This window comes from Pseudomonas sp. BO3-4 (assembly GCF_034044115.1).
GTDB lineage: Bacteria > Pseudomonadota > Gammaproteobacteria > Pseudomonadales > Pseudomonadaceae > Aquipseudomonas > Aquipseudomonas alloputida.
Genome location: NZ_CP139018.1, coordinates 3,490,669 through 3,514,792 on the forward strand (window position 1 = coordinate 3,490,669; position 24,124 = coordinate 3,514,792).

26 protein-coding genes and 1 pseudogene are annotated in these 24,124 nt (G+C 58.7%); 16 read left to right on the forward strand and 11 right to left on the reverse strand.

All coding sequences use genetic code 11. The features are described from left to right. The first annotated feature begins 59 nt into the window (after positions 1 to 59). The 4 genes from REH59_RS16260 to REH59_RS16275 all read left to right on the forward strand — a co-directional run bounded on the left by REH59_RS16260 (position 60) and on the right by REH59_RS16275 (position 3,976). Positions 60 to 833: a carboxymuconolactone decarboxylase family protein gene (locus REH59_RS16260; RefSeq protein WP_014861120.1), complete on the forward strand. Its 774-nt coding sequence runs from the start codon at positions 60 to 62 to the stop codon at positions 831 to 833. A 121-nt stretch (positions 834 to 954) separates the two neighbouring features. Beyond that, entirely contained in the window at positions 955 to 1,899 is a 945-nt protein-coding gene (locus tag REH59_RS16265) for an alpha/beta hydrolase (RefSeq protein ID WP_176393446.1), read from the forward strand. Positions 1,900 to 1,948: 49 nt separating this feature from the next. Next, positions 1,949 to 3,001 carry an alpha/beta hydrolase gene (locus REH59_RS16270; protein ID WP_014861118.1) on the forward strand — a complete coding sequence of 351 codons (1,053 nt, stop codon included), beginning with the start codon at positions 1,949 to 1,951 and terminating at the stop codon, positions 2,999 to 3,001. A gap of 81 nt (positions 3,002 to 3,082) precedes the next feature. Further along, positions 3,083 to 3,976 carry a LysR family transcriptional regulator gene (locus tag REH59_RS16275; protein ID WP_014861117.1) on the forward strand — a complete coding sequence of 298 codons (894 nt, stop codon included), beginning with the start codon at positions 3,083 to 3,085 and terminating at the stop codon, positions 3,974 to 3,976. A 105-nt stretch (positions 3,977 to 4,081) separates the two neighbouring features. Here the strand turns inward: REH59_RS16275 and REH59_RS16280 are convergent, their stop codons facing one another. From REH59_RS16280 to REH59_RS16290, 4 genes are all read right to left on the reverse strand, one after another. Further along, positions 4,082 to 4,360: a hypothetical protein gene (locus tag REH59_RS16280; protein WP_128573770.1), complete on the reverse strand. Its 279-nt coding sequence runs from the start codon at positions 4,358 to 4,360 to the stop codon at positions 4,082 to 4,084. Positions 4,361 to 4,400: 40 nt separating this feature from the next. Continuing rightward, entirely contained in the window at positions 4,401 to 5,162 is a 762-nt protein-coding gene (locus REH59_RS16285) for an SDR family NAD(P)-dependent oxidoreductase (protein WP_128573769.1), read from the reverse strand. 211 nt (positions 5,163 to 5,373) lie between these two features. Continuing rightward, the gene (locus REH59_RS28670; protein WP_128573768.1) at positions 5,374 to 5,598 is read right to left on the reverse strand and encodes a DUF6196 family protein; all 225 of its coding nucleotides are present in this window, start codon (positions 5,596 to 5,598) and stop codon (positions 5,374 to 5,376) included. Further along, complete coding sequence (locus REH59_RS16290; RefSeq protein ID WP_014861115.1) at positions 5,570 to 6,826, reverse strand: NADH:flavin oxidoreductase/NADH oxidase family protein; 1,257 nt, start codon at positions 6,824 to 6,826, stop codon at positions 5,570 to 5,572. Before REH59_RS16290 ends, REH59_RS28670 begins: the two co-directional genes overlap by 29 nt. Positions 6,827 to 7,127: 301 nt before the next feature. Here REH59_RS16290 and REH59_RS16295 point away from each other — a divergent pair, with 301 nt between their 5' ends. After that, on the forward strand, positions 7,128 to 7,931 hold the full coding sequence (locus tag REH59_RS16295; protein WP_014861114.1) for a type 1 glutamine amidotransferase domain-containing protein: 804 nt from the start codon (positions 7,128 to 7,130) through the stop codon (positions 7,929 to 7,931). 114 nt (positions 7,932 to 8,045) lie between these two features. Continuing rightward, the gene (locus tag REH59_RS16300; RefSeq protein WP_128573935.1) at positions 8,046 to 8,972 is read left to right on the forward strand and encodes an acetoacetate decarboxylase (ADC); all 927 of its coding nucleotides are present in this window, start codon (positions 8,046 to 8,048) and stop codon (positions 8,970 to 8,972) included. 15 nt (positions 8,973 to 8,987) lie between these two features. Here the strand turns inward: REH59_RS16300 and REH59_RS16305 are convergent, their stop codons facing one another. The 3 genes from REH59_RS16305 to REH59_RS16315 all read right to left on the reverse strand — a co-directional run bounded on the left by REH59_RS16305 (position 8,988) and on the right by REH59_RS16315 (position 11,444). Then, positions 8,988 to 9,467 (reverse strand): MerR family transcriptional regulator, encoded by a 480-nt coding sequence (locus REH59_RS16305; protein WP_004576673.1) that lies wholly within the window; start codon positions 9,465 to 9,467, stop codon positions 8,988 to 8,990. Positions 9,468 to 9,604: 137 nt separating this feature from the next. Continuing rightward, positions 9,605 to 10,399 carry an SDR family NAD(P)-dependent oxidoreductase gene (locus REH59_RS16310; RefSeq protein WP_012052472.1) on the reverse strand — a complete coding sequence of 265 codons (795 nt, stop codon included), beginning with the start codon at positions 10,397 to 10,399 and terminating at the stop codon, positions 9,605 to 9,607. A 46-nt stretch (positions 10,400 to 10,445) separates the two neighbouring features. Then, entirely contained in the window at positions 10,446 to 11,444 is a 999-nt protein-coding gene (locus REH59_RS16315; protein WP_014861112.1) for an NADP-dependent oxidoreductase, read from the reverse strand. Here REH59_RS16315 and REH59_RS16320 point away from each other — a divergent pair. Next, positions 11,443 to 12,003, forward strand: a complete 561-nt coding sequence (locus REH59_RS16320; protein ID WP_230623088.1) for a winged helix-turn-helix transcriptional regulator — start codon at positions 11,443 to 11,445, stop codon at positions 12,001 to 12,003. The genes REH59_RS16315 and REH59_RS16320 overlap by 2 nt on opposite strands. A gap of 143 nt (positions 12,004 to 12,146) precedes the next feature. Here REH59_RS16320 and REH59_RS16325 read toward each other — a convergent pair whose 3' ends face one another. Next, positions 12,147 to 13,046, reverse strand: coding sequence for a LysR family transcriptional regulator (locus REH59_RS16325; RefSeq protein ID WP_128573767.1), 900 nt, complete (start codon positions 13,044 to 13,046; stop codon positions 12,147 to 12,149). A gap of 309 nt (positions 13,047 to 13,355) precedes the next feature. Here REH59_RS16325 and REH59_RS16330 point away from each other — a divergent pair, with 309 nt between their 5' ends. From REH59_RS16330 to REH59_RS16340, 3 genes and pseudogenes are all read left to right on the forward strand, one after another. Beyond that, positions 13,356 to 14,384, forward strand: coding sequence for an SDR family oxidoreductase (locus REH59_RS16330; RefSeq protein ID WP_128573766.1), 1,029 nt, complete (start codon positions 13,356 to 13,358; stop codon positions 14,382 to 14,384). Positions 14,385 to 14,435: 51 nt separating this feature from the next. Continuing rightward, positions 14,436 to 14,567, forward strand: a pseudogene (locus REH59_RS16335) (histidine phosphatase family protein); the annotation flags it as partial. Positions 14,568 to 14,685: 118 nt separating this feature from the next. Then, entirely contained in the window at positions 14,686 to 15,201 is a 516-nt protein-coding gene (locus tag REH59_RS16340) for a GrpB family protein (protein WP_014861107.1), read from the forward strand. Between the two features lie 230 nt (positions 15,202 to 15,431). Here the strand turns inward: REH59_RS16340 and REH59_RS16345 are convergent, their stop codons facing one another. Beyond that, entirely contained in the window at positions 15,432 to 16,433 is a 1,002-nt protein-coding gene (locus REH59_RS16345) for a zinc-dependent alcohol dehydrogenase family protein (RefSeq protein ID WP_014861105.1), read from the reverse strand. Between the two features lie 107 nt (positions 16,434 to 16,540). Between REH59_RS16345 and REH59_RS16350 the strand changes: the two genes are divergently transcribed. Beyond that, positions 16,541 to 17,419, forward strand: a complete 879-nt coding sequence (locus REH59_RS16350; RefSeq protein ID WP_003248202.1) for a LysR family transcriptional regulator — start codon at positions 16,541 to 16,543, stop codon at positions 17,417 to 17,419. 62 nt (positions 17,420 to 17,481) lie between these two features. Here REH59_RS16350 and REH59_RS16355 read toward each other — a convergent pair whose 3' ends face one another. Further along, a complete protein-coding gene (locus REH59_RS16355; RefSeq protein WP_014861104.1) occupies positions 17,482 to 18,303 on the reverse strand; it encodes an AraC family transcriptional regulator in 822 nt (273 codons plus the stop codon). Between the two features lie 129 nt (positions 18,304 to 18,432). Here REH59_RS16355 and REH59_RS16360 point away from each other — a divergent pair, with 129 nt between their 5' ends. Both REH59_RS16360 and grxC read left to right on the forward strand, forming a co-directional pair. Then, positions 18,433 to 18,951 (forward strand): carboxymuconolactone decarboxylase family protein, encoded by a 519-nt coding sequence (locus REH59_RS16360; RefSeq protein ID WP_010953859.1) that lies wholly within the window; start codon positions 18,433 to 18,435, stop codon positions 18,949 to 18,951. A 13-nt stretch (positions 18,952 to 18,964) separates the two neighbouring features. Then, positions 18,965 to 19,219 (forward strand): glutaredoxin 3, encoded by a 255-nt coding sequence (grxC, locus tag REH59_RS16365; RefSeq protein WP_003248196.1) that lies wholly within the window; start codon positions 18,965 to 18,967, stop codon positions 19,217 to 19,219. Positions 19,220 to 19,310: 91 nt separating this feature from the next. Here the strand turns inward: grxC and REH59_RS16370 are convergent, their stop codons facing one another. Continuing rightward, positions 19,311 to 20,405: a GNAT family N-acetyltransferase/peptidase C39 family protein gene (locus tag REH59_RS16370; RefSeq protein WP_014861103.1), complete on the reverse strand. Its 1,095-nt coding sequence runs from the start codon at positions 20,403 to 20,405 to the stop codon at positions 19,311 to 19,313. A 94-nt stretch (positions 20,406 to 20,499) separates the two neighbouring features. Here REH59_RS16370 and REH59_RS16375 point away from each other — a divergent pair, with 94 nt between their 5' ends. The 3 genes from REH59_RS16375 to REH59_RS16385 all read left to right on the forward strand — a co-directional run bounded on the left by REH59_RS16375 (position 20,500) and on the right by REH59_RS16385 (position 23,930). Then, complete coding sequence (locus REH59_RS16375) at positions 20,500 to 22,080, forward strand: RimK family alpha-L-glutamate ligase (protein WP_014861102.1); 1,581 nt, start codon at positions 20,500 to 20,502, stop codon at positions 22,078 to 22,080. 3 nt (positions 22,081 to 22,083) lie between these two features. Continuing rightward, the gene (locus REH59_RS16380) at positions 22,084 to 22,995 is read left to right on the forward strand and encodes a magnesium transporter CorA family protein (protein WP_265536660.1); all 912 of its coding nucleotides are present in this window, start codon (positions 22,084 to 22,086) and stop codon (positions 22,993 to 22,995) included. A gap of 179 nt (positions 22,996 to 23,174) precedes the next feature. Continuing rightward, on the forward strand, positions 23,175 to 23,930 hold the full coding sequence (locus REH59_RS16385; protein WP_003248187.1) for a DUF4239 domain-containing protein: 756 nt from the start codon (positions 23,175 to 23,177) through the stop codon (positions 23,928 to 23,930). The last annotated feature ends 194 nt before the right edge of the window (positions 23,931 to 24,124 follow it).

A 24,124-nucleotide genomic window follows, 5' to 3' on the forward strand; every position in this document is an offset into this window, starting at 1 on the left:
CCATCCTCCGTACGATCCAGCGACACCCCGGTGACCTGCAATGGATGGAGCCTTTCACGATGACCATTGACACACGCAACAACGCTACCCTCCCCACACTCATGGCGCTTTGTCTGGGCATCGGGGCGATGTTCAGCGTTACCACTCAAGCAACCGAGGCATCGCAGACCATGGCCAGCAAGCCCGCCAGCGCAGCCACCTTGTCGCGCCAACAACAAACGATCCCTCTGATCGCCGCGTTCATGGCGACCAGCGACATGCCCAACCTCAACACCGCGCTCAATCAAGGGCTCGATGCCGGCCTGACCATCAGCGAAACCCGGGAAATTCTGGTGCAGCTGTACGCCTATGTGGGCTTCCCGCGTAGCCTTAACGCCTTGAACGAGCTGATGACCGTGGTGCAGGCGCGCAAAAAGCGCGGTATCGAAGACGCACCGGGGCGTGAGCCGAGCCGGCCGACCCCGATCGGGGATGAGCTGCTGGCCGCCGGCACTGCAAATCAAACCCGGATCTCCGGCGCCCCGGTCAAAGGCCCGGTGTTCGAGTTCGCGCCAGTGATCAACCGTTTCCTGCAAACCCACCTGTTCGGCGACATCTTCGAGCGTGACAACCTCGACTGGCAAAGCCGCGAACTGGCGACCGTCGGGGCCCTGGCGGCAACGCCTGGGGTCGAGCCGCAACTACGCGCGCACATGGCGGCGAGCCTGCGCGTCGGTCTGAGCCCGGCACAGTTGCACGAGGTCACGGAACTGCTGAAAAAACACGGCGATGCGCAGACGGCTGAACGCGCCAACACCGCGTTGGCCCAAGCCCTCGCGGCGTCGGGGAAATGACATGAAATCTGCAAAGTACCTGCTGAGCATCACGCTGTTGAGCGTGTTGGCGGCCTGCGCGAACCACCCCGATGGCTCGTTGCTGATTCAACAACAAGGCAGCTTCGCCGCAGGCGGAACGGTGACCACTGCACCGGGCACCTTCAACCCGCACCAACCGATGACGCCCAACGGCCAGACCTACCATGGTGACCATGCCTACGCCTTCTATCAAATCCCGGTGGATGCGCGAAAGCTGCCCATCGTCATGTGGCACGGTGCGGGTCAGTTTTCCAAGACCTGGGAAACCACCGCCGATGGTCGCGAAGGCTTTCAGAACATCTTTCTGCGCCGCCATTACGGCGTCTATCTGATCGATCAGCCCCGGCGTGGCGATGCTGGACGCAGCATGGTCGAGACCACAATCAAGCCTGTGCCTGACGAACAACTGTGGTTCAACCAGTTCCGCATCGGCTTGTGGCCCAACTACTTCAAGGGCGTACAAGTGGCACAGGACGCCCAGACCCGCGAGCAGTTTTTCCGGGCGATGACGCCGAACACCGGGCCGTTCGACATGGGCGTGGTCGCTGATGGCGTGTCAGCACTTTTCGACAAAATCGGCCCAGGGATTTTATTCACACACTCGCAAGGTGGCGGCCCGGGCTGGTTGACGGCGATCAAGAACGACAAGGTCAAGGCCATCGTGGCGTTCGAGCCGGGCAGCAGCTTCGTGTTTGCAGATGGTGAAGTGCCTGCGCCGATTCCCAGCGCGTTCGACACGGTGCAAGGCGCGGCGGTGCCGATGGAGCAATTCATGGCCCTCACGCGCATTCCGATCCTGATCCTTTACGGCGACAACATCCCGGAGCAGGCGGTCGACCTGCCCGCTCAGGACAGTTGGCGCGCACGCCTGAAAATGGCCCGGCTCTGGCGTGACGCGGTCAATCGCCACGGCGGTGATGTGAGACTGATCCACCTGCCGGAGATCGGCATTCACGGCAATACCCACTTCCCCATGTCGGATCTGAACAACGTGCAGATTGCTGACCTGGTCGCGCAATTCCTCAGAGATAAACAGCTGGACTGACCCAAACACATCTGCAACTGCCGCCCTTTTGATTGCTCAGGAGCTTCACGTGAAAAACACTCTCAAAGCCACGCTCATGTCGGCATTGGTCGGCCTCTCGGCGGGCGAAGCCTTGGCCGCCGATTACAAAAAGAACCCGTTCACCCTCTCCTACGACGGCGCGATCAGCAAGAACGAACCGGGCAAGGTCAACATCCACCCGGTCAGCTACAAACTCAATGGTCTGGACATCGCCGCCAACGTTTACACTCCAGCCAACTACGATGCGAAGAAGACCTACCCGACCGTGGTCGTTGCCCACCCCAATGGCGGCGTGAAAGAACAAGTCGCCGGTCTGTATGCCCAACGCCTGGCCGAACAGGGCTACATCACCATCACGGCCGATGCGGCTTATCAGGGTGCCAGCGGTGGTCAGCCGCGCAGCATCGATAAACCGGCGTATCGCATCGAAGACATTCACGGCATGGCCGACTTCATCAGCCAATTTGCCGGCGTCGATGACAAGCGTCTGGGCCTGCTCGGCATCTGTGGTGGCGGTGGTTATTCGTTGGCGGCAGCGCAAACCGACAAACGCTTCAAATCGCTGGCAACCGTGAGCATGTTCAATTCGGGCCGGGTACGTCGCAACGGCTACAACGACTCGCAACTGGACAGCATTCAGCAACGCCTGCAACAGGCGTCAGCAGCCCGCGCGCAAGAAGCGGCCGGCGGCGCGGTGCTGTACTCGGGCGATGCCAACCTCACCGACGAGCAGATTGCCAAACTGCCCTTCGAGCTGTATCGCCAAGGTTATGAATACTACTGGAAGACCCACGCGCACCCGAACTCGACCTTCAAATACACCACCAGCAGCCTGATCGACTTGATGCGTTTCGACGCCACTGACCATATCGAGCTGATCAACCAACCGTTGCTGATGATCGCGGGCAGCAAAGCCGATAGCCTGTACATGACGCAGGACGCCTTTCCCAAAGCCACCGGCACCACCGACAAGGAAGTGTTTATCCTCGACGGCGCGACGCACATCGAAACCTATTGGGTGCCGCGTTATGTCGATGCCGCAATTGGCAAACTGACCGCGTTTTACGCCCGCACCTTGTAATTACCGCTCTTGGGGTCGCGCTTCCGTGTGTAACCTGCTTTCATGGATTAATCCCGCGCCCCTCATGAGAGGTTCTCATCAATGTCACGCGCCAATCTAAACGACCTGCAAGCCTTCGTGGTCATCACTCGCGAAGGCAGTTTCACCCGCGCGGCCGCTCAGCTTGGCGTCTCGCAGTCAGCGCTGAGCCACACCATGCGCGCGCTGGAAAGCCGATTGGGCGTCCGCCTGCTGACACGTACCACCCGCAGCGTGTCGCCCACCGAGGCGGGTCAGCGGCTGTATCAATCGATGGCGCCGAGGTTCGATGAAATTGAACTCGAACTGGCTGCGGTCAGCGAGTTTCGTGACACCCCAGCAGGCAATGTGCGGATTCAAGCATCCGAACATGCCGCCAACAATATTCTGTGGCCCAAGCTATTGAAGGTGCTACCCGACTATCCGGACATCAAAGTCGAAATCACTGTCGACTACGCCCTCTCCGACATCGTCGCGCAACGCTATGACGCCGGAGTACGTTTGGGAGATCAGGTGGCTAAGGACATGATCGCCGTTCCTATCGGCCCACCCTTGCGCATCGCGGTCGTGGGCTCACCCGAGTATTTCAAACAGCGGCCGGTGCCGAAGGAGCCCGGTGATCTGGCCGCGCAAAATTGCATCAATCTACGCCTACCCACCCATGGCAGCCTGATGCAATGGGATTTTGAGAAGGATGGTCACGAACTGAAGGCCCGTGTCGATGGACAATGGACGTTCAACAGCAGCCTGCCGATCCTGCGTGCGGCCGTGGCGGGATGTGGCTTGGGGTTCCTGCCGGAGGACATGGTGGCGAAGGAGCTAGCGGACGGTAGCCTTGTGCGGGTATTGGAAGATTGGTGCCAACCCTTTGCCGGTTACCATCTCTACTACCCCAATCGCCGAGAACATTCGTCAGCGTTTGGCGTTGTAGTTGAAGCGTTACTCTACAAGCACTGAGTCATCGACCTTCAAGGCGTCTGACTTTTACCCGCCCCACAAACCCGCGAATGAGTAGATATCTTTGATCGACTGCAGGCGTACGCGACCGATTGCAATCGGTCGTTAGAAGTCCTTCGTGAAGGGCTGCTTTGGGTCCAGGCTGTGTGAAAACGCCTGCGATTGTCTAACCTTCTGATCGTCGAGATCGTGGCGGGGACGATCATGAAGCGATTCATTGAGGGTGAGTCTCGGACGCAAGACCCAGCGGATCGAGCAGCGCCGGAAGTGACCGAGGCCAAGGCTGAGCATCTTCGACATCATAGGGCTACTTGAGGCGATCAGGGCGTGAATCCCGCCGCTTGCTGGCCCGTAAACAGGCATATGGGCCAGCAAGCGGCGCATATGGCCTTCTTCTCTTCTGCTCCACCGGAACACGCTAAACCTAAGTCAGATTCAACCCACCGTCTGAAAGGAGTATCTCGCCGGTCAAGTAGTCCGACTCGACCAGCATGACAACAGCTTTTGCGATGTCGTCTGGGCTGGCGGCCCTGCGCATGGGTGCGCGAGTTCGCCACAATTCTTGGGCCTCTGTCCACTCTGCGGTCAGAGGCGTGTCGACCAAGCCAGGCGCCACAGCGTTTACGCGAATGTCTGGCCCCAGCGTTAGCGCGAGCAAGCGGGTCATGTGATTAAGCGCAGCTTTGCTTACCGCATAGGGAATCGATGTGCCCTTAGGACGCGTACCGGCATGCGAACTGATGTTTACGACGCAACCTGCTCGACGGTAACGGGCGGCATCGCGCAGTGCCGACTCGGCCAAAGCAACCAGATGGAACGGTGCCACGACATTAACCTCGTTAAGTTCGTGCCACACCGTCGAACTGGCAGAGGCAAGGTCGCCGTGCGCAATGACTCTGCTAATACCGGCGTTATTGACCAGTACGTCGAGCTGCCCCCACGCGGCGATAGCCTCGTTAACAAGCCTGACCCTGTCCGCTTCGACAGCAAGATCAGCTTGCAAGTAAATAGCCTGCTTCATTTCGGCAACCATAGCGTGTCCCGTATCCGCAGAATTTCGCGAATGGAGCACCACCGCATAGCCTGCCCGGCTAAGGACACGTGCAATGGCTGCGCCGATACCGGAAGTTGATCCTGTCACCAACGCAACGCGTAATGCGTTATCAGTTGTCGGATTGGGTGTCATATGGGTATCTCGAATGGAGTGCTAAAGAGTAAGCGGCCAGCGTACACACCTTGCACAGATCAGTCAGCCATCCACAGATGCGGAAGCAGTTGCTCGGTCTCACTGGCTCACTGCGTCGGCAGCCGCGTCAGCACATCGTTTAGCTACGCGCATGGGTCATGACCCTTCAGCCGCTCAGAAGCTGATATCGTGGGACACGCGAACGTATCCGCTACCGGGAATCTGCTTGGCCATCTACCAACGTCTGGATCTCTGCGAAGACATCTGAAGCCAGGCTAGCCGGGACGACCCAATAATCAAACATCCCGCCCTCCTCTCGATTCTGGCCACAAGTCACAAAAACACCGGTCCCAAACTTCTGCTTCAGGCGCATTGCCAAACAGCCAACGAGCCCTCTACAGCGATCGTCATCTTGCGTCTCCCAGGCCCTTGTCATGCGCAGACGTTTCAATCCATTTTCGATACTGGCGCGTGCGATAAGCCATGAAGAGCTGTTGCACGATCAGCGCGCGCAACGGCGAAACGCTCGGGTCAGGCTTTTTAGCCCGGCTGAGTTTGCGCAGTTGAAACTTCACTACTGCCATGTTTGCCAAGGATGCGATGGCTTTGTTTTTCCAGGTGATCGCCGGCAATTGAGGGGCGTTGTCTTTGCCCTGCAACCAGTCACGAGGCAAGTGCGGATCGATGGCTAACGCCGTGCCGATACCCACCATGTCCACACCGCTCTGCACGACGCTTTCGGCCACCGCGCGGCGACGTATACCGCCAGTGACCATCACCGGCATTTTGGCGACGGTTTGGAGATCACGGGCGAACTCGACGAAATAAGCTTCGCGAGCCAGGGTGCGACCATCGCGCGCGTCACCCTGCATGGCGGGGACTTCGTAGCTGCCTCCCGATAATTCCACCATGTCTACGCCCAGGTCGTTGAGCCACTCAACGACCTTTTTCGCGTCTTCGGTAGTGAACCCTCCACGCTGGAAATCGGCGGAGTTGAGTTTGACCGCCACTGCAAAATCCACAGAAACCACTGCCCTGACTGCCTTGACGATTTCGAGCAACAGGCGCGCCCGGTTTTCCAGAGAGCCACCCCACTCGTCCTTCCTTTGGTTGGTCAGTGGCGAAAGGAACTGGCTCAACAAATAGCCGTGGGCCGCGTGGATCTCCACACCTGTGAATCCGGCTTGTTCGCCCAGGCGTGCGGTGTTCGCAAAGCGCTGAATAACTTCTTCGATGACGCCGGAGGGCATCGCGTGAGGCGTGGCAAAACGCTTGGACATTGTGCCCAGTTCCAGCGGCACGGCTGACGGTGCCCAGGTTTTTTGCCCAAGATTGGACTGCATCTGCCGCCCTGGGTGGTTTATCTGCAACCAGAACTGCGCGCCGCCGGATCGACCAATACGCGCCCAGCGCTTGAACTTGTCCAGTTGCTGATCGTCCTGTAACACCACACCACCCGGTCCGGTCATGGCGCGGCCGTCGACCATCACATTGCCGGTGATAATCAGGCCGGCACCACCGTCGGCCCACGCTTGATAGAGACGCATGAGTGCTTCGGAAGGCGCCTGGTCGGCATCCGCCATGTTCTCTTCCATGGCGGCTTTGGCGATTCGGTTCTTGACGGTCGAACCGTTGGGAAGCATCAGGGTGTCGAACACATTCATGGAGCAGTCCTCAACTGGGTATGAGGTCACCTTAAGTTTGAAGTCAACTTTAAGGTCAATACCTTTTTCAAGATCAGTCGATTTTCAACACGCCGGCACCTGGCAAGTGCGTCACCCGATGGGCGCCCAACAACCGAGTGGGGAGTGTTCAATCGAGGTCTTGGCCGTACCGGGTGAAAAGCTTGAGCGCGAATCAAACCCCAGCGCCAGATGCGTCGGACATTATTTGCAGCAGGGGGATTGACCTTAAAGCGAGGTTTAAGGTGAGCATGCTCTGACCTGCTTGAGTGATGGAGCTCGGATGATGCTCAACACCTTTGTTTCTTATGCGTTGGTACTGATAGGTAGCGCTTTCATGACATTTGCAAATGCTGGCACCGCCGCTTCCACAATGACTGCCAAGAATCGCCAAATGCTGGTGATTCTGACCAATCACGCCAGATATCCCTCACGCACCGATTCCACGGGGTTGTGGCTTACTGAGCTGACGCATTTCACCGATGTGGTGGAGGCGGCTGGCTACAGCACAGTTTTTGCCAGTCCCAAAGGCGGTGCAGTGCCACTGGACGAGCGCAGTCTCGGTTGGCTGTACATGGACAAAGCCGCGCGTGAGCATTTGCAGTCCCCGGCCTTTCGCACTCGCTTGCAAAACACGCTGCCGATCGCCGATATCGATCCGTCCCAGTTCGGCGTCATCTACTTCACCGGGGGCCATGGCGTGATGTGGGACTTCCCCAATAATCCCGACCTGCGACGTGTCGCCGAAACCATCTACAACCAGGGTGGCATCGTCTCGGCCGTCTGCCATGGCGTAGCGGGCCTGCTGGATCTGAAGGATGAAAAGGGCCAGTTGATCATCAAGGGCAAGAACATCACCGGCTTCTCTGATCGCGAAGAGCTGTTCTCCGGCATGAAAAGCCAGGTGCCCTTCTTCCTTGAGGACAAGTTGGTGAGTCAGGGTGCTCGGTACCGCAAAGGCTGGCTGCCATTCACGTCATTTGCCATCACGGATGGAAGGCTTGTCACCGGCCAAAACCCTCAATCGCCCAAAGCCGTAGCTGAAGCCGTGGTGGCGGTGCTCTCTGGCAACAACGTCGCTCGCTGACCCCTCAAGCAGTTCCCACCCGCGGAGTAAGACCGATTGAAACTCGCACGCACCGTATTAACAGGATTGCTGTTCAGCTCAATTGCCAACCAAGGGTTGGCGGGGACGCCTGAAATGCTCACGCCGACTGAAACCAGCACAATCGAAATCGCAGGCCACCCAGTGCCGGTCGTCAAAGGCGGCCTGTACGACCGTTATCGCTCGAACCCGCCCTTGTCGGTGATTGCAGCAGAGCTGCCGGGTGTTGATTTGAGCTGGTTCAAAGGACTGCAAAAGCACAAGGTCGACATCGGCTTCGAGTCATACTCCCCGAACTTCTACTACCAGAACAGTCGGGTAACGGCTGTCTACACGGCCGACTTGGACGCACTTCGGGCATTGATGCCGCCGGAAGTACTAGCAACCGCATCCCCCCTGCAAGTCTGGCCAGGCCGGGGCTTGGTTGCGTTTACTGCATACACCTATGAGCATTGTGATAACGACGCCTATAACGAAGTGGCCGTGTCGATCATTACCAACACGCCAGGCAAAGCCAATCTGGGTCCGTTCACACTGATTGGCCAGTCGATGTCCGGCGACTTCTGGGGCTATGTACTCAAGCTGCCGGTCAATACCGAGCTTGCACGGGTGCGTGGTGTCGTCGGTTACAACCTGCCTAAATGGCTGACCGGTATCGACCGCAAAGAAGATGCCCAGTCTGTGGTCTATGACATCACCGACAGCCAGACCGGAAAAGTCGACGTGTCCTTCAAAGCGAAGAAACTCGACAAGCTCTCTCGCGAAGTCGATATCGTCACCAGCAGCTTCACCAATCTCGATCATCAGGGCCAGTTGGCATACGGTTATGCGGTTTCCCGCCAACTGCGTCACGGCTCGAGCCGCGACGCAGATTCAGCCATCCTCACACTAGGCGACGGCGCTCTGTCGAATTACCTCCGCACCCTGAAGCTTGGGAAAATGATGAAGTACGAATACGTGCCAGCGTTTCAGAGTGCGCTCTATGCCCCCAAACCGCTCGCCGGCCTGATTGGCGAGCGCTGAGACCTTTTGCGCCTGTCAGGCCCCGGAAGCCTGGCGGGTGTTTTTTCTCGTTGAAGACGTTACCGCACGCTTGCCGGACGCTTGGCCAACCCCTTCTTCACGCAAACGATTTATCAGCATTTGCGCATTGTCCGCGCACGCCATGCCTTCGGGCTTACCCTCGATGCCTTCGATGACGAGCAGAAGTTGCGCTTTGTTTTGTGCTAGCCGTTCCTCCAGCGCACTGATTTCCTCAACCTTTTGCTTGAGCCCAGTGAGCAACTCGTCGTGCCGCCAGCCACTGGCGTCCATCGGCATCAATTGCCGGATCTCCTCCAAAGAAAAACCTGCCGCCTGTGCGCTGGTTATAAGTTGCAGCACCCATTCGGTATCAGGCGCATAGTCCCGGTATCCATTGGCCTTGCGCTCGACGGCGCTGATCAAGCCACTGGCTTCATAGAAACGGATGCGTGACGGAGCCAGCCCACTGATTTTTGCCAGTTCGCCTATTCTCATACCTCACCCTGAAAAACCTATTGACCTTAAAGTTGACTTTAAGTCTAAAGTCATCGGGCGGCCAAGCACAACGTGTGACTTGGTCGCCTTGGTTTCATAGCGAAGCGGAGGCCGCGAATTCGATCATTCGTACACAATCACGCGTTCAGTGGGCGCTGATATCGTTCAGCCGCGTGGGTTTGTCGAATGTCAGACATCAGCCCTTGACGTGCACCTTCCAGTGCATCCCAGCGCTCGGCAACATGAAGTGGCGGGATGGTTACCAACTCGCGACGGTCGAAACCGACAAGTGCAGCATCGACCAGCTCACCGACCTCCATCACCTCCGGGAGTGTGTTGACGTCAATGCCGGCCCGCGCCCAGATCTCGGTACGGGTCGCTGCTGGCAGCACCGCTTGCACGTACACGCCCTTGGGTGACAGCTCCTGACTCAGCCCCTGTGACAGAAACAGCACGAAGGCTTTGGTAGCGCCGTAGATGGACATGCCGAACTCGGGCGCAAAACCCACCACTGAACCCACGTTGACGATTGCACCAGTGCCCGACTGCGCGAGGCGCGGCGCGATTGCAGCAGCGAGCCGCGTCAGCGCGGTGGTGTTGAGCGTGACAAGGCGCTCAATAGCTTCAGCGGACTGGTCCAGGAAACCACCCGATTGGGCCATACCCGCGTTGTTGATCAACACGCCGATATTGGCGTCGTCGCGCAGTCGACTTTCAAGTACGGACAGGTCTGCCGAGCTTGTCAGGTCGGCGGGCAGCACCTCAACGGCCACATGGCTTTCCTTGCGCAAGCGTAATGCAAGCGACTCCATGCGCGATGTGTCGCGCGCCACAAGGATGAGATCGTGGCCACGACGGGCGAAACGCTCGGCGTAGGTGGCGCCAATGCCGCTGGAGGCGCCGGTAATGAGTACGGTCGGACGTGTGGTCATGGAAGTTACCTTTATGTCGATAGTTGTGTGAGAAACACGGCGGCAGTCACATCTTGATTACGACCTTGCCCTTGGAGCGCCCTTGAGCAAGGTACTCAAGCGCACCCTTTGCGTCCTCGAACGGAAATACCCGGTCGATCACCGGCTTAATTTGCTGGGCGTCCAGAAGTTTGCCGATTTCGGCGAGTTGGGCACCGTCGGGCTGCACGAAAAGAAACGAGTATTTGACATTGCGCCTCTTTGCCAGGCGCATGATCTTGCGGCTCATCAGGCCGAACACGAAGGTCAGGAGGACGTTCAGGCGTTTGGCCCGGGCGAACGCAGCATCCAGTGGGCCAATGAGCGAGACAATCTGGCTTCCGGGTCTGAGGATGGACATGGATTTTTCAATCGCATCCCCCCTTACGGTTCCGAGCACCGCGTCGTAGTCGCGCAGCACGGTCTCGAAATCCTGCGTCTTGTAGTCCACAACCTCGTCCGCCCCCAGAGCGCGCACCAGGTCAACGTTGCCTGTACTGGTGGTGGTGCCCACCTTTGCACCGAGGTGTTTGGCCAACTGGATTGCGAACGTACCGATGCCGCCGGACCCGGCGGGAATGAACACCTTCTGCCCGGCCTGAAGCGTGAGGCGCTCTTTGAGCGCTTGCCATGAGGTGAGGCCGACCATCGGGATGGACGCCGCCTGCTCGAAGCTCAGATTGGCCGGTTTCAGCGCGGCGGCGCTTTCCGGCACAACCGCGAATTCAGCAATCGCCCCTGTGCCAAGATCGAAGAGGCTGGCGAAGACAGCATCGCCTGGCTTGAAGCGGGTCACATTGCTACCCACCTCGGTCACGATGCCGGCCAGATCGCTGCCCAGGGTGGCTGGCAGCTGGAAATGCAATACTGGCTTGAACATCCCCGTTGGAATCATGTTGTCGATCGGATTCAGGCCGGCAGCGTGGACGTGCACCAGTAATTCGTCAGCCTTTGGCGTGGGGCGGGGAACATCGGCCAACCCGATGTCGGGTGACTTGCCGTAGCGCTTGAAGGTCAGTGCTTGCATGGTTCGGCTATTCATCATTGGTTTTTTTCGGGTGGATGGCTCATCATCGAGGTGTTACTATCAATTTGATACAGACAATACTCCCCTTTTGAAGGCAGGTCACTATCAAAATAGTATGGACGTGAAAAATAGTTGTGATGACCCGTGCCCGATCGCCCGCAGCCTGGCTGTTGCCGGTGACGCCTGGAGCATATTGATCCTGCGCGATGCCCATGCTGGCATCGCTCGCTTTGACCAATTCCGCAAGAGCCTGGGTATTGCACCGACAATGCTGACCCGCCGGCTGGCGGCACTGACGGAGGAAGGATTACTGGAGAAGCGGCGCTACTCGGAGCACCCGCCTAGGGAGGAGTATCTGCTGACCGCTGCGGGTCGCGATTTTCTCCCTGTGCTGTTCATGATTGGTGCATGGGGCCGGCAATACCGAGGCGGTGGTAAGCTGACGCGCTTCTTCGATGCGCAAACCGGCACAGAAATCAAAGCTGTCGCCGTGGACGAGATTACGGGGGCAAAGATCGGCACGCGCCCCATGCGTATTGTCACACCTGACGAAAGTTGACACCGCCTGTTCAGCCTTAGAACCGGTAGTCGTACAGCAACATGCCGTCTTGCGCCGAAGAATGCCTGCGGGTCACTTGCTGATCCGCTGTCGCTCTGGATCGTCGCGCCGACATCCACCCTGAAACTGCAGGCTTTATTGCGTTAACAGGTGGCTCGTGGAACAACCGTCGCATTTGCCGAGGACACGGCTTCGAGCAGAACCCCCTCCAAGGTGTCAAAAAAGCATTTGATGTGAGCTTGCTTCAAGGCCTGAGGCCGGGTCACCAAATAGATCTCCATATCGGGAAGTTGGAGATGCGGGAACAGCTCGACCAAATCGGTAGCCGCTATACGGGGCAGCACAGCCACCCCCATCCCTCGCTTCACCGACTGGAGCTGCACGGCGAACGAATTCACGCTGATCTGCGCGCGGTCCAGACCCGCGGCCTTTGCCGCTCGCATTTGCGGCAAGATATCCAGCGGGGGAAGCAAGGAAACACTGACCGCCGTGGTAAGCGTCACGCCTGGAAATTGCTTCAGATAACCCGGGGCAGCAAAGATGCCGTAGGCGAGCCGGCCAATGGGTCGATAAATCAGTGACGGTTCCCCCAGATGGGCGGTGCGCACAGCAACATCTGCCACGCCGCGGGCGATCTTGTGAAACTCGGCTGCCACCGTTAGCTCCACTGAGCAACGCGGGTGCAGGGATGTAAAGCGCCTTATCGCCTCCAGAATGTAATCCGAGAACCCCTCCCCTGCACTGACCAACACACTGCCGGACAGCTCGGTAGGCTGCTGCGATGTGCCAGAAAGGGTTTGCCGCCTCAAGCCTGATTCTGCAGTGATAGCAACTTCCACCAGGGATTGCCCCCGGGACGTCAGCCGGCATCCTTCAACGCCGCGCTCGACAAGTGGCTCGCCCACTGCAACCTCAAGTTGAGTCAGGCGGCGTGACAATGTAGAAGCTGCGATACCGAGCAATTGTCCAGCCTGAAGAAAGCTGCCACGTCGCGAGACGGCCAGCAGAAGGCGAAGATCATCCCAATTTGCGTGCAACGTCATACTGTCGGTCATTCCCGGCTTTGCGAATATGCAAAGCCATTATGCAGTGATTGCTGTTTTTCGAAAGCACCCTCAAAGGTATATCTATAGCCCTTCGATACGAATGGACCGGACTTTATGACTCTCCCCCCCAACGTCTATGCGCAACACGCTTCTGGCGCTTTCAATCGACCAGATCCAGAGGCGTTGCTTGCAGTGCTTGGCGACGATTGCATCCACCTCGATAGCAGGGGTCTGATCGTCAGCGACGAGGCCTTTTTCGACAGGGCCGTGTTGCTGCCGTTAACCGAACAGCGAGCGTGTTGAGCCATGCGCAACGTATTTGTGACCGGAGCAACCGGCTTGCTGGGCAACAACCTGGTGCGTGAATTGGTCGCTCGCGGCTACACGGTCAAAGGCCTGGTCCGCTCAAAAGCCAAAGGTGAACAGCAGTTCAACAATCTGCCGGGCGTGGAACTGGTCGTTGGGGACATGGCCAAGGTCGACGCATTCTCAGCATCGCTGCAAGGCTGCGATACGGTATTTCACACAGCGGCGTTCTTTCGCGATAACTACAAGGGCGGCAGCCACGGGAACGAACTCGAACAGATAAACGTGTCGGGTACGCGGCGCCTGCTTGAGCAGGCCTACGGGGCCGGCATACGACGGTTCATCCATACGTCTTCCATTGCTGTGCTCAACGGCGCACCTGGCACGTCCATCGAGGAGAACTGCCTGAGGGCCGACGCCGACGCAGATGACTACTACCGCAGCAAGATCCTCGCTGACCGTGTCGTGTTGTCGTTCCTTGAGAGCCACCCCCAGATGCATGCCTGTATGGTCCTGCCTGGCTGGATGTGGGGGCCTGGCGACATTGGCCCAACCTCGTCGGGGCAATTGGTCAACGATGTGGTACAGGGCAAATTGCCCGGGTTGATCCCTGGCAGTTTTTCCATTGTCGATGCCCGTGATGTGGCATTGGCACACATTGCCGCAGCCAGACATGGGCGCCGAGGTGAGCGCTATCTCGCGGCGGGTCGACATATGACAATGCGCGAACTGATGCCTGTTTTAGGACGCATGGCGGGCGTCAAGACACCCGCCCGACAAATACCGCTGCCCTTTCTATACACCTTGGCGGCTGTGCAGGAGATCTATGCGCGCCTGACCGGCCGACCCATTCTGCTGAGCATGGCCACGTTGCGTCTACTGGTTCGAGAGCAGGACCGCACCCGTTTCGACCACCGCAAGAGTGAACAGGAGCTTGGGCTGAGTTTCCGGGCACTCGAGCTGACAATCGCCGACACCGTGGCGTGGTACCGTGATCATGGCGGGTTTGAAAAAGGCAGCCTGCTGTGAGCGGGGAAATAATCCTGATGCGCCACGGCCAGCCAAAACGAGTCACAGCCGTTGTTCGGTCACGGTTTCATGAATCGGATGATCTCCAAACACCTGATGGCAGACGGATGGAAACATCAAACGCGTAACGGCAGCCAGTATTGGAGTGCGACGGTCTATCGATATGCAGGTGTTGAAGCGTGAATCGCCCGGATTCCGAATACACATATCGGCGACAGTGATTGACCTGTAAGTGAGTGGCAAAAGCACACGCCTTGATGGACAATCCGGCGCCTCGAGGATTTATCGCCAAGGAACGGACATGGCACTGACCAGCAAGATTACCCCCTACGATCCCACATGGCCCGCCCGCTTCCTGACAGACAAGCCACTCATTGCCTCGGCATTCGACGCTGAACTGATTGCTATCCACCACGTTGGAAGCACGTCTGTCCCAGGGCTGGCGGCGAAGCCCGAACTCGATGTGCTCATTGAGGTTCACGCGCATCGCAATACCTCGGCGCGGGACGGGGTGTTGATGGCTCTGGGGTATGTACGGGGAAGTGATCTGTCAGAGGGCCATCATTTCTACCGGCGCAATGTGGATGGGATTCGTACGCACAAGCTCCATGTTTGTACCCGCGACCACCTGACGATCACTCAGATGCTGGGGTTCAGAGATTTGCTTAGGCGCGATGCCTCGATCCGCCAACAGTATGAAACGCTGAAGCTTCAGTTGGAGTCGAGCAATACGGGTGGGATGGCTGAGTATCTAGAGAAGAAGGCGCCTTTCATTATCGCGGCGCTGCTTCATGCCGGTATAACCACGCGTGAATGATCGATTCTTCTGGCACTCCCCTTCCTCCCGACAGTAGCGACGAAGTCACCACTTCGATTGCGGCCAGCTTGACCGGCCGCCGGCAACGCCTGGAACAAAGCCCCTCATATCAAGGAACCACTTTCATGATCACTTGCCATGTCCCCCTTTGGCAGTTGTTTGTGAAGGCCAGCCAAGGCTGGAAACGGGCATTTCTGGCAGGTAATTGCTGATTAATAAAGCTCGGGAGACTATTCACTTACCAACTGGATAACCGTCTTGCCCCTGCCGCGACCTTCCGCGACCTGTCGGAATGCGTCGTTGACCTCATCCAATGCAAACTGTTGCGGGTCCACCCGGATCGCCAGTTGCCCGGCATTGGCCAGAACGGCAGCCTCGCGCAGGATACTTCCATGGTGTTCGCGTCCCTTGCCGGTTAGCAGCGGTGCCAGGGTAAATACGCCCGAGTAGGTGGCACTTTTGAAGGATAAAGGCGCGAGGCTGTGCTGACCCCAACCGAGGCAGCTGAGTACGTGCCCGGTATAAGGCTTTACTGCCTTGAATGACGCGTCCAACGTGCTGCCGCCGACGGTGTCATAAACGATGTCGAAACCTTCCCCGGCCGTATATTGTTCGACATAGGCCTCTACACCCTGCGCCTGATAGTCAATTGCCGTGGCCCCCAGCGAGCGAATGAAGTCTAGACTGCCCGCGGAACCGGTGGCGTAGACTTCGGCACCGCGAGCCTTGGCCAATTGCACCGCAACTTGGCCGACGCCACCTGCGCCGCCATGAATCAGCACACGCTGACCACTACGAACATTTGCGTGATCTACCAAACCTTCCCAGGCGGTGATGAATACCAACGGCAGCGCGGCAGCCTCACGCATGCCGAGTGCATGCGGCTTTGATGCAATCAGCCTGGCATCCACGGCGATGTATTCGGCCAGGGTGCCTTGGGCGCCGCCGATTCCGCCGGCCATGCCGAAGACCTCCTGGCCAGGCGTGAAGCCATCAACTGCCTCGCCCAGTTCGACGACCGTACCGGCGAGATCCAGGCCGAGCACGGCCGGTAACTCCTGGCGGGCGTGAGCACCCGCACCGATTGCAATCTTGGTGTCGAGCGGGTTGACCCCGGCGGCGTGAATCCGCACCAAAACCTGCCCCTTACCGGGCACAGGGCGGGCGATGTGGCGCACGACCAGCGGGGTCTGGGCGGATTCGGCGATAGCGGCAAGCATGGTCTGATTCATGACGGAAACCTCTGAATGAATGGACGCTTACAGGTTGCACCGCCTTCCTCATTCCGATAAGAAACTAAATTTGGATATTACTTATTCCCCAAAGAGGCCCAATAGCGATGGATCTGTTCGACAGCATGCGCATCTTCGTGCGCGTCGTGGAGCGTGGCTCGTTTTCCGCAGTGGCTCGGGAGCTGAACATGGGGCAGCCGGCAGTCAGCAAGCAGGTCCGTGCGTTGGAGCAGTACCTGGGCGGAGCCGTGTTCGCCCGCAGCACCCGGCACCTCGCCCTCACCGATCAAGGGCAACGCTTCTACAGCCACTGCCAGGAGATTCTCAGCCAGCTAGAGCATGCCACGCGCAGCTTCGCCAGCGGCCAGGAGCAGATCGCCGGCCCCCTGCGAATAGCCGCACCGGTCAGCTATGGGAGGCTGTGCATAGCGCCCCTGATCGGGGCTTTTCTACAGCGCCACCCCGATGTGCAGATCGACCTGCGCCTGAACGATTACAACGAAGACCTGCTCATGGAAAACATCGACCTGGCCATCCGCATTGGTGTGGTGAAGAGCGAGGGGCTGGTGGCCGTGCCCCTGGGCACCAGCACACGGCGAGTCTATGCTGCACCGGCCTATCTCGATCGCCATGGCCAGCCACGCGAGCCCGCCGAACTGGCAGGCCACAACTGCATCGCCTTCACCTTGCTTGAGCATTACGACCGCTGGCACTTCACCCGTCGTGACGAAGCACTTGAGGTTGCAATCAAAGGCAACGTCACCAGCAACAACAGCGAGGCCATTCGTGAAATGGTCCTCGGTGGCCTGGGCATCTCCCTGTCTCCGCAATGGCTGTTTGCTGCAGACTTCGAGCAGGGTAGCGTGTGTAGCCTGCTCGACGAATACCAGACGACCGCGCTGCCGGTCAGCGCCGTGTTCAGCCGTGAGCGGCGCCGCTCGGCAAGGACGATGGCGTTCATCGATTTTCTTCGGGAGAACGTGTAAGCCACCCCGATGAGGCGCAGGACCTTGCTCATTCCCTGGCGTGCAAGTCGGTCGACCAGGCGTCACACCGTTCCCTGCTGCAGCCATTGTTTCGGGCTCGCGCCCACCTTGCGGCGAAAGGTTCGGGCTAGCGCAGAAGGACTTTCGTAGCCGACCTCATCGGCGATCAGGGCAATGGGGCGCCCTTCGCGAAGGCGTTTTTGCGTCAAACTGATGCGCCAGTTCGCCAGGTAGTCCGCAGGCGTAATACCCACGATCTCGCGAAAGTGCGAAGCGAAGCTTGCCCGCGACATGCCCGAAAGATTCGCCAGTTCCGCCACGGACCAATTGCGCTGCGGCTCATCGTGGATCCCCACAAGCGCGCGAGACAGCTGAGCGTTGGCCAGACCCGCCATCATTCCCGAGGCGATGCTGCGGCTGGCGATGAGGTGGCGAAGCAGCTGAATGATCATCAGCTCGAACAAGCGATTGAGAATGACATCACGACCACACTCATCTCCAAAGGCTTCTTCGAACAGCCAGTCAAGGGTGCCATCAAGGCCTTGCAATTCGCCGAGGGGCTTGATGATGAAGTCCGGCAAAGCCAGGGTCAGCGGATTGTTGGCGCCGCCATCGAATTGCAGGGTGGCGCACACTAACTCCGCTTCATCGGCGTCGGTGGCAAGCAAGTGATGCTCCTGCGGGCGCACCGCCAGAATCAGGGTGGGTTCGGTCAACTCGATACGCTGCCCACGCTTGTCCTTGAAGGACAGACGCCCCGAGCGCAACAGATGGGCGTGCCCGACACTGTGTTGCCCAAGTTGGGTCGTTCCACAGAACCCACCCTGGTGAAACGCACTAGCGTGCAGGTTGAAGTGCTTAAGCAGTGTCGACAGTCGGTCCATAGCGCACTCAGGTTTAGACGATCTGTTGCATAACTTCGACGATCTGAAGCCGAAAGAAAAGTCTGCCTCTCTAGTATGGACCCCAAGCTTGATAGACAAGCCGGTTACTCAACCTATTGGAGAACGACCATGACTCGTATTACCGCTCTCTCGCTGGACCAGGCGCCTACTGGCTCGCGCGCAGCTCTCGAAGGCATTCAAAAAGGTCTCGGCTTCATTCCCAACGCATTCAGGACCCTGGCGCACGCTCCGGTCGCGCTCAATGGTTACCTGGGCCTCGCCCAAGCGTTGGGTAAAAGCTCACTGAGCGCCGCCGAGCGTGAAGTCGTTGCCCTCGCCACCTCGGAAATCAACGGGTGCGACTACTGCCTGGCCGCACACACCTTCTTCGGCGGCAAGGCGGGTTTGAGCGATGAGGCCGTAAGCCAAGCCCGAGCCGGCACACTCAGCGCGGTTGCCGCACTGGCGCAGCAGATCACGGCAAGGCGCGGCCAGTTGAGTGACGAGCAGATCGCTGCCGCGCGTGAGGCAGGGCTTACTGATAGCAAGATCGTGGAGGTGGTGGCACAGGTCACGCTGTTAACCCTGACCAACTACCTGAACAACATCGCCGCTACCGATATCGACTTTCCGCCATCGGCAAACTAGGAGGGTAACCGCCATGAGCCCTGTGACTATCTATACCACCCCGCACTGCCCATACTGCCTGAGCGCCAAGCGACTGCTGTCGAGCAAGGGCATCACCCCTGACGAAATCAACGTTGAAGCGTCACCCCTGCACCTGGCGGAAATGATGCAGCGATCCCAACGCCGAACCGTCCCACAGATATTTGTTGGCCAGGTGCATGTCGGCGGCTTCGATGACTTGGCACGTCTCGACAGCAAGGGCCAGCTCGAGGCATTGCTTCACGCTTGAAGCGTAGAGTGCTCCGGCATGTGACCCTATCCGGAGCACTGCTTGCGTTCACTCAATGCCCATGCCATGCGTACTCACCTGTGCAGCCGTTCTATCGCCCGCGCAACAGCACAGCGGCCCTTACCCGCTGCCTGCCGAAACTGCTCATGCGCTGAAATTCGGCATGGCTTACGGGCAGATGCTGGCAATCCAGGATGCGTTTCTGGCGGCTGTGATCCACATCAGGATCATGCAGGTACACGAATTCGTCATCGCAACCCGTGACCAGAATCCAGTGCGGGGCCTTCAGACGGGTGAAACGGTAGCTGCTAATCAGCACCACCGGCCTGAACCCGGCTTGCAACGCTGAACGCACATCAAGGCCGGGCGCCAGCACCTGATGCACGTCGGTTTCGGCCAACGCCCCGGCAAAGCCGTCCTCGACCAATTGCATTACGTCTTTTTTCTGCGCGCTGCGCACCCCATCGAGGAACAGCGATCCAGGCTGGCTGACCACCATGCACACCTCAAACCCGCGTCGCCAAGCCGCCAGTGCAAGCCCCTGCGGGCTGCAACCGCCGTGGCCTGCCGTCATGAAGATGGTGGTCGCCTCTCGCCACAGTTGAATCTCCTCGCTGCGGTGCATGGCCCGCTCCCGTTCGACCGCAGCCATGGCCATCAGCAGGCAGGCCGCTCCGCAGGTGAACTCGGTCGTTTGCGCGTAGTACGGCACTTGCCGTGCAGGGGGCGGAGCACTGCGCAGGATACGCTTCTCGAAACGCAGCGCCTGGCTGTGGTCTTCGTAGTAGTTCTCAACCACAGCGAAGCGTTGATAGCCATTGCTTTCGTACAAGCTGATGGCCGCAGGATTGTCCGCGCGTACTTCCAGGCGCAGCCAGGCGCAATTACGCTCCAGCGCACTGGCCTGGGCCTGGTCCAGCAACTGCTGGCCCAACCCATGGCCGCGCCAGGCCGGGCTTACGGCAATTGAATACAAACGGGCAAGTGATGTACCGCGATGGAACAGCAGCAGCGCATAGCCTGCCAGATGGCCCTGTTGTTCAGCGACAATAAGGCAGGCATTGGCGCGTCGCACCATCCAGTTGAAATTACGCGGGCTCAGGCGGTCGAGGGTGAAACAGTCCTGCTCCAGGGCAACCAGCGCATCGATATCGGCCACCGATGCAAAGCGAAAATCAAAAGCCATGGCAACACCGTAATGTTTGAGTAACGAACCGGGACAGGTCGGGAAACCCGTGATTTATTGAAGGGGCGTCTTCTTCAACAGGGATCGAATACTCATGTCAGCGGTGCAAGCCAACGTGGCCGAAGTATTGGCCAAAACCGACGTTTCCACAATAACCCTCTCCGAGGAGCCACCCAGTAAGCGGAGCGCTGGTAACCGCTTGTTGATCGTGGTGGAGCGCAAGGAAGACTGGGCCAGCTACTTTCCCAGCGAGAGCCTGATGCTGGCCCAGGATTACTTTGAACACAGCGACGACGTTGCGAGGCGTACGCAGGTAATCAACCTGTGCCGCAGCTACAAGTATCTGGGGCAAGGCTACTACTGCTCGCTGCTCGCCGAGGCACGGGGCCACAAGGTGTTCCCGTCGGTGCGAACCATCAGCGAGCTTACCCGCAAGGCGCTCTATGGCGTGGGGCTGGATGACCTGGAACGCACGCTGGAGCGAGCCCTGGCCGATCACCCCTATGGCAGCACCGAGGCCTTCACCCTCACCTTGTATTTCGGGCGGACCGCCATTGAACCCCTTCAGGATATCGGCCGACAGCTGTTCGAGTCGTTCCCCTGCCCTGTCTTGCTGGTGGAGTTTCGCAGGCGTGACACCTGGCAGATCGACGGGATCAAGGCCGGCGCGCTGCACAAACTGCGGGATGAGCAGCAGCACTTGTTTGCCGACGCGCTGGATGCCTTCAACCGCCGGACGTGGCGCCAGCCCGCCTCGAAACGCCTGGCCCGGTTCGACCTGGCGATTCTGCATGACCCGGCCGAGGCGCTGCCACCTTCCAATCCTGAGGCGCTGGAGCAGTTCATCGAAAACGGCAAACAGCTGGGCATCGATGTAGAGCTGATCGAAAAGAAGGACTATGCACGCCTGGCCGAATTTGACGCCTTGTTCATTCGGGAGACCACGCGGGTGGACGACCATACCTACCGTTTTGCCAAAAAGGCCGAAAGCGAAGGCTTGGTGGTGATCGACGACCCTTCCTCCATCCTGCGCTGCACCAACAAGGTGTATCTCGCCGATCTGCTCAAACGCCACAACCTCGGCGCACCGGCCACGGAAATCCTGTACAAGGACCGCCCGCAGGAACTCGAGCTTGTGGGCCGGCGCCTCGGTTTTCCGCTGGTGTTGAAGATTCCCGACGGCTGCTTTTCGAAAGGCGTGATCAAGGTCGCCGACGCCCAGGCACTGGCCTCGGCGGCACAGGAGCTGTTCGAACACTCGGTACTGTTGCTGGCCCAGGAGTACTGCTACACCGAATACGACTGGCGTATCGGCGTACTCAACGGTGAGGCGCTGTACGCCTGCCAGTACTTCATGTCCAAGGGCCACTGGCAGATCTACAACCACAAGGCCCAGGCCGGCGAAGTCAACGGCCTGTGCCGCGCGGTCCCGGTGGAACAGGCACCGCCCGAAGTCGTAAAGCTGGCCGTCGACACCGCCAGGCTGATCGGGCAAGGGCTGTACGGTGTGGACCTGAAGCAGACCGGCGACCGCGTACTGGTGATCGAAGTCAACGACAACCCCAACCTCGATGCCGGCACCGAAGACGCCGTGCTGGGTAACGCGCTTTACCTGCGAGTGCTGCAGGCTTTCGTGCAGCGGCTTGAACGTAAACACCTCGGCCAGGCCTGGTAAACGATGATCGAACACTACCTCGCCGTAGACGGTGCGCTTCTTGAAGCCCCCGAGGAACGAGCCAGCGTCTGGTTGTGTGTCGCGCCAGACGCCGCGGAGCAATCCAGGCTGTGCAAGTGCCTGGGGGTCAGCGCCCAGTCGCTGGAGTCCTCCCTGGACCCGGATGAAGTGGCGCGTATCGAGATCAAGCCCGATCACCTGTTCCTGATCTGGAAGCGCCCGGAAAACTTTGATGGCCGGGTATTCAATGTCTCGTCATTTGGCGTCGTACTCAGCGAAAAGCGCCTGGTGGTGATCTGCGCCGCCAACTCGCTACTCGCCGGGGTAGACCGGCAGACCGGCATGAGCACCCCACTGGATGTGCTGATGGCGATGCTGGCGGAGAGCGTGCATCACTACCTGGGCCACCTGCGGGTGGTAAAGCAGGTGGCCCGCGAAATCCAGCTGCAGTTCGATCGGACCATGGACAACCAGCACCTGGTGCAGATGTACAGCCTGAGCGAAAGCCTGGTGTATTACGTCAACGCCATTCAAAGCAATGGCGCCGTGCTAGCCCTGCTGCGCAGCCATGGCCAGAAACACGGCTTCGGGCCCGAACAACTGGAAATGCTGAATGACCTGATCATCGAAAACGAGCAAAGCTACCAGCAGGCGAAGATCCATGCCCAGGTCTTTACCAACCTGATCGAGGCCCGCGGCAACCTGGCCAACAACGGCATGAACCACGCGCTGCGCAACCTGACCATGATCAATGTGGTGTTCCTGCCCTTGAACCTGCTCGCCAGCATCGGCGGCATGTCGGAGTTCAGCATGATGACCGCCGGCCTGCCCTGGTGGTGGACGTTCCCCGCGCTGCTGCTGGCCATGGCGGTACTCGGGGGGGCCATGGTCGTGGCGTTACGGCGTATGACATGACCCGCCGCCCAGGAACTTTCGTCGACGTCTAACCATCACCCCGCAGGACGAGATCATGGAACAGTCATACATCGGGTTATTCATGCTGGCGCTGATTGCAATTACAGGCACCCTGATAAGTCTGTTTGAACGCGGTCTATCTTCTAAGACTTGACTCAGATTGATCGGAGCCTTGATGCATGAACGCCCTCTGGATCGCACTGGCCATTTTTGGCTGCTTGGTCGCCGCCTCGCTGCTCATGATGCAGTGGTACCCAAAGCTGGCATCCCACCACAGGGATGAGGACACGAACACGGTAATTCGCCTGGTAGCTAACATTTTTGTGGTCATGACATCGCTGGTCTTTGGCTTGATGATCAATTCCGCCAAAAATACCTTCGAGTCCATCGACGCAAACTTCCATGGGTACGCAACCAGCATGATCATTTTTGATCGGACACTGCGGGGCTATGGCGATGCGGCCCAAGACACGCGCAATCGTCTGATCACCTATCTAGAGCACGCTATCGAGACGCCCTATCGGGGGGACGAGGCGCTGCAACACCGTAACAGCGAGGCGGCTAAATACTTGGATGACATAGGCAAAGCGCTGGCCGTTATAAGGCCTGTGGACCGCTACCATGAAACGATGCTTCAGGATATTCGTCAGCAATATCACTCGCTCATTGAGCAACGCTGGAGAATCGTCGAGCAGTCAGAGGGGGCAATTCCTGGCCCGCTTATTGGGATGCTTGCTGCTTGGTTGACGCTCATTTTCGCCAGTTTTGGATACCGTGCGCCTCGTAACTCGATGGTAAAAGGCATGTTCATCCTCTCTTCATTGCTTATTGCGGCTTCCGTGTACCTCGTATTGGACATGGACATACCATTTCACGGTCCTATCCAGATATCCGACGAGCCCCTGCGTAGAGCGCTCGCCGTGATGCAGCTCTAGTGTGGTGTTTCACAAATAACGACCATAACGCGCGGCGCTTTTTGCGCTCATGCGGCGTTGTCGCTCCTCGCCGTAGCTGGGCTACGACTCGTCGCGACGCCTTGCTTGAGCGCAAAAATCGCTCGCGAGTTATTGGCCGTATTTGCAAAACACCACACTAGGCTCTGTACGAAAAGTCTTGAGACGCAGGTCAG

Bases quoted from the DNA above. Each gene is read 5' to 3' on its own strand.
- REH59_RS16260 (WP_014861120.1), top strand. From the start codon at position 60: ATGACCATTGACACACGCAACAACGCTACCCTCCCCACACTCATGGCG.
- REH59_RS16385 (WP_003248187.1), top strand. From the start codon at position 23,175: ATGAACGCCCTCTGGATCGCACTGGCCATTTTTGGCTGCTTGGTCGCC.
- REH59_RS16325 (WP_128573767.1), bottom strand. From the start codon at position 13,046: ATGACGTTGCACGCAAATTGGGATGATCTTCGCCTTCTGCTGGCCGTC.
- REH59_RS16320 (WP_230623088.1), top strand. From the start codon at position 11,443: ATGGTTCGGCTATTCATCATTGGTTTTTTTCGGGTGGATGGCTCATCA.
- grxC (WP_003248196.1), top strand. From the start codon at position 18,965: ATGAGCCCTGTGACTATCTATACCACCCCGCACTGCCCATACTGCCTG.
- REH59_RS16300 (WP_128573935.1), top strand. From the start codon at position 8,046: ATGCTCACGCCGACTGAAACCAGCACAATCGAAATCGCAGGCCACCCA.
- REH59_RS16280 (WP_128573770.1), bottom strand. From the start codon at position 4,360: ATGCGCCGCTTGCTGGCCCATATGCCTGTTTACGGGCCAGCAAGCGGC.
- REH59_RS16375 (WP_014861102.1), top strand. From the start codon at position 20,500: ATGTCAGCGGTGCAAGCCAACGTGGCCGAAGTATTGGCCAAAACCGAC.
- REH59_RS16380 (WP_265536660.1), top strand. From the start codon at position 22,084: ATGATCGAACACTACCTCGCCGTAGACGGTGCGCTTCTTGAAGCCCCC.
- REH59_RS16305 (WP_004576673.1), bottom strand. From the start codon at position 9,467: ATGAGAATAGGCGAACTGGCAAAAATCAGTGGGCTGGCTCCGTCACGC.
- REH59_RS16285 (WP_128573769.1), bottom strand. From the start codon at position 5,162: ATGACACCCAATCCGACAACTGATAACGCATTACGCGTTGCGTTGGTG.
- REH59_RS16275 (WP_014861117.1), top strand. From the start codon at position 3,083: ATGTCACGCGCCAATCTAAACGACCTGCAAGCCTTCGTGGTCATCACT.
- REH59_RS16315 (WP_014861112.1), bottom strand. From the start codon at position 11,444: ATGCAAGCACTGACCTTCAAGCGCTACGGCAAGTCACCCGACATCGGG.
- REH59_RS16345 (WP_014861105.1), bottom strand. From the start codon at position 16,433: ATGAATCAGACCATGCTTGCCGCTATCGCCGAATCCGCCCAGACCCCG.
- REH59_RS16355 (WP_014861104.1), bottom strand. From the start codon at position 18,303: ATGGACCGACTGTCGACACTGCTTAAGCACTTCAACCTGCACGCTAGT.
- REH59_RS16330 (WP_128573766.1), top strand. From the start codon at position 13,356: ATGCGCAACGTATTTGTGACCGGAGCAACCGGCTTGCTGGGCAACAAC.
- REH59_RS16295 (WP_014861114.1), top strand. From the start codon at position 7,128: ATGATGCTCAACACCTTTGTTTCTTATGCGTTGGTACTGATAGGTAGC.
- REH59_RS16340 (WP_014861107.1), top strand. From the start codon at position 14,686: ATGGCACTGACCAGCAAGATTACCCCCTACGATCCCACATGGCCCGCC.
- REH59_RS16370 (WP_014861103.1), bottom strand. From the start codon at position 20,405: ATGGCTTTTGATTTTCGCTTTGCATCGGTGGCCGATATCGATGCGCTG.
- REH59_RS16350 (WP_003248202.1), top strand. From the start codon at position 16,541: ATGGATCTGTTCGACAGCATGCGCATCTTCGTGCGCGTCGTGGAGCGT.
- REH59_RS16360 (WP_010953859.1), top strand. From the start codon at position 18,433: ATGACTCGTATTACCGCTCTCTCGCTGGACCAGGCGCCTACTGGCTCG.
- REH59_RS16290 (WP_014861115.1), bottom strand. From the start codon at position 6,826: ATGAATGTGTTCGACACCCTGATGCTTCCCAACGGTTCGACCGTCAAG.
- REH59_RS16310 (WP_012052472.1), bottom strand. From the start codon at position 10,399: ATGACCACACGTCCGACCGTACTCATTACCGGCGCCTCCAGCGGCATT.
- REH59_RS28670 (WP_128573768.1), bottom strand. From the start codon at position 5,598: ATGACAAGGGCCTGGGAGACGCAAGATGACGATCGCTGTAGAGGGCTC.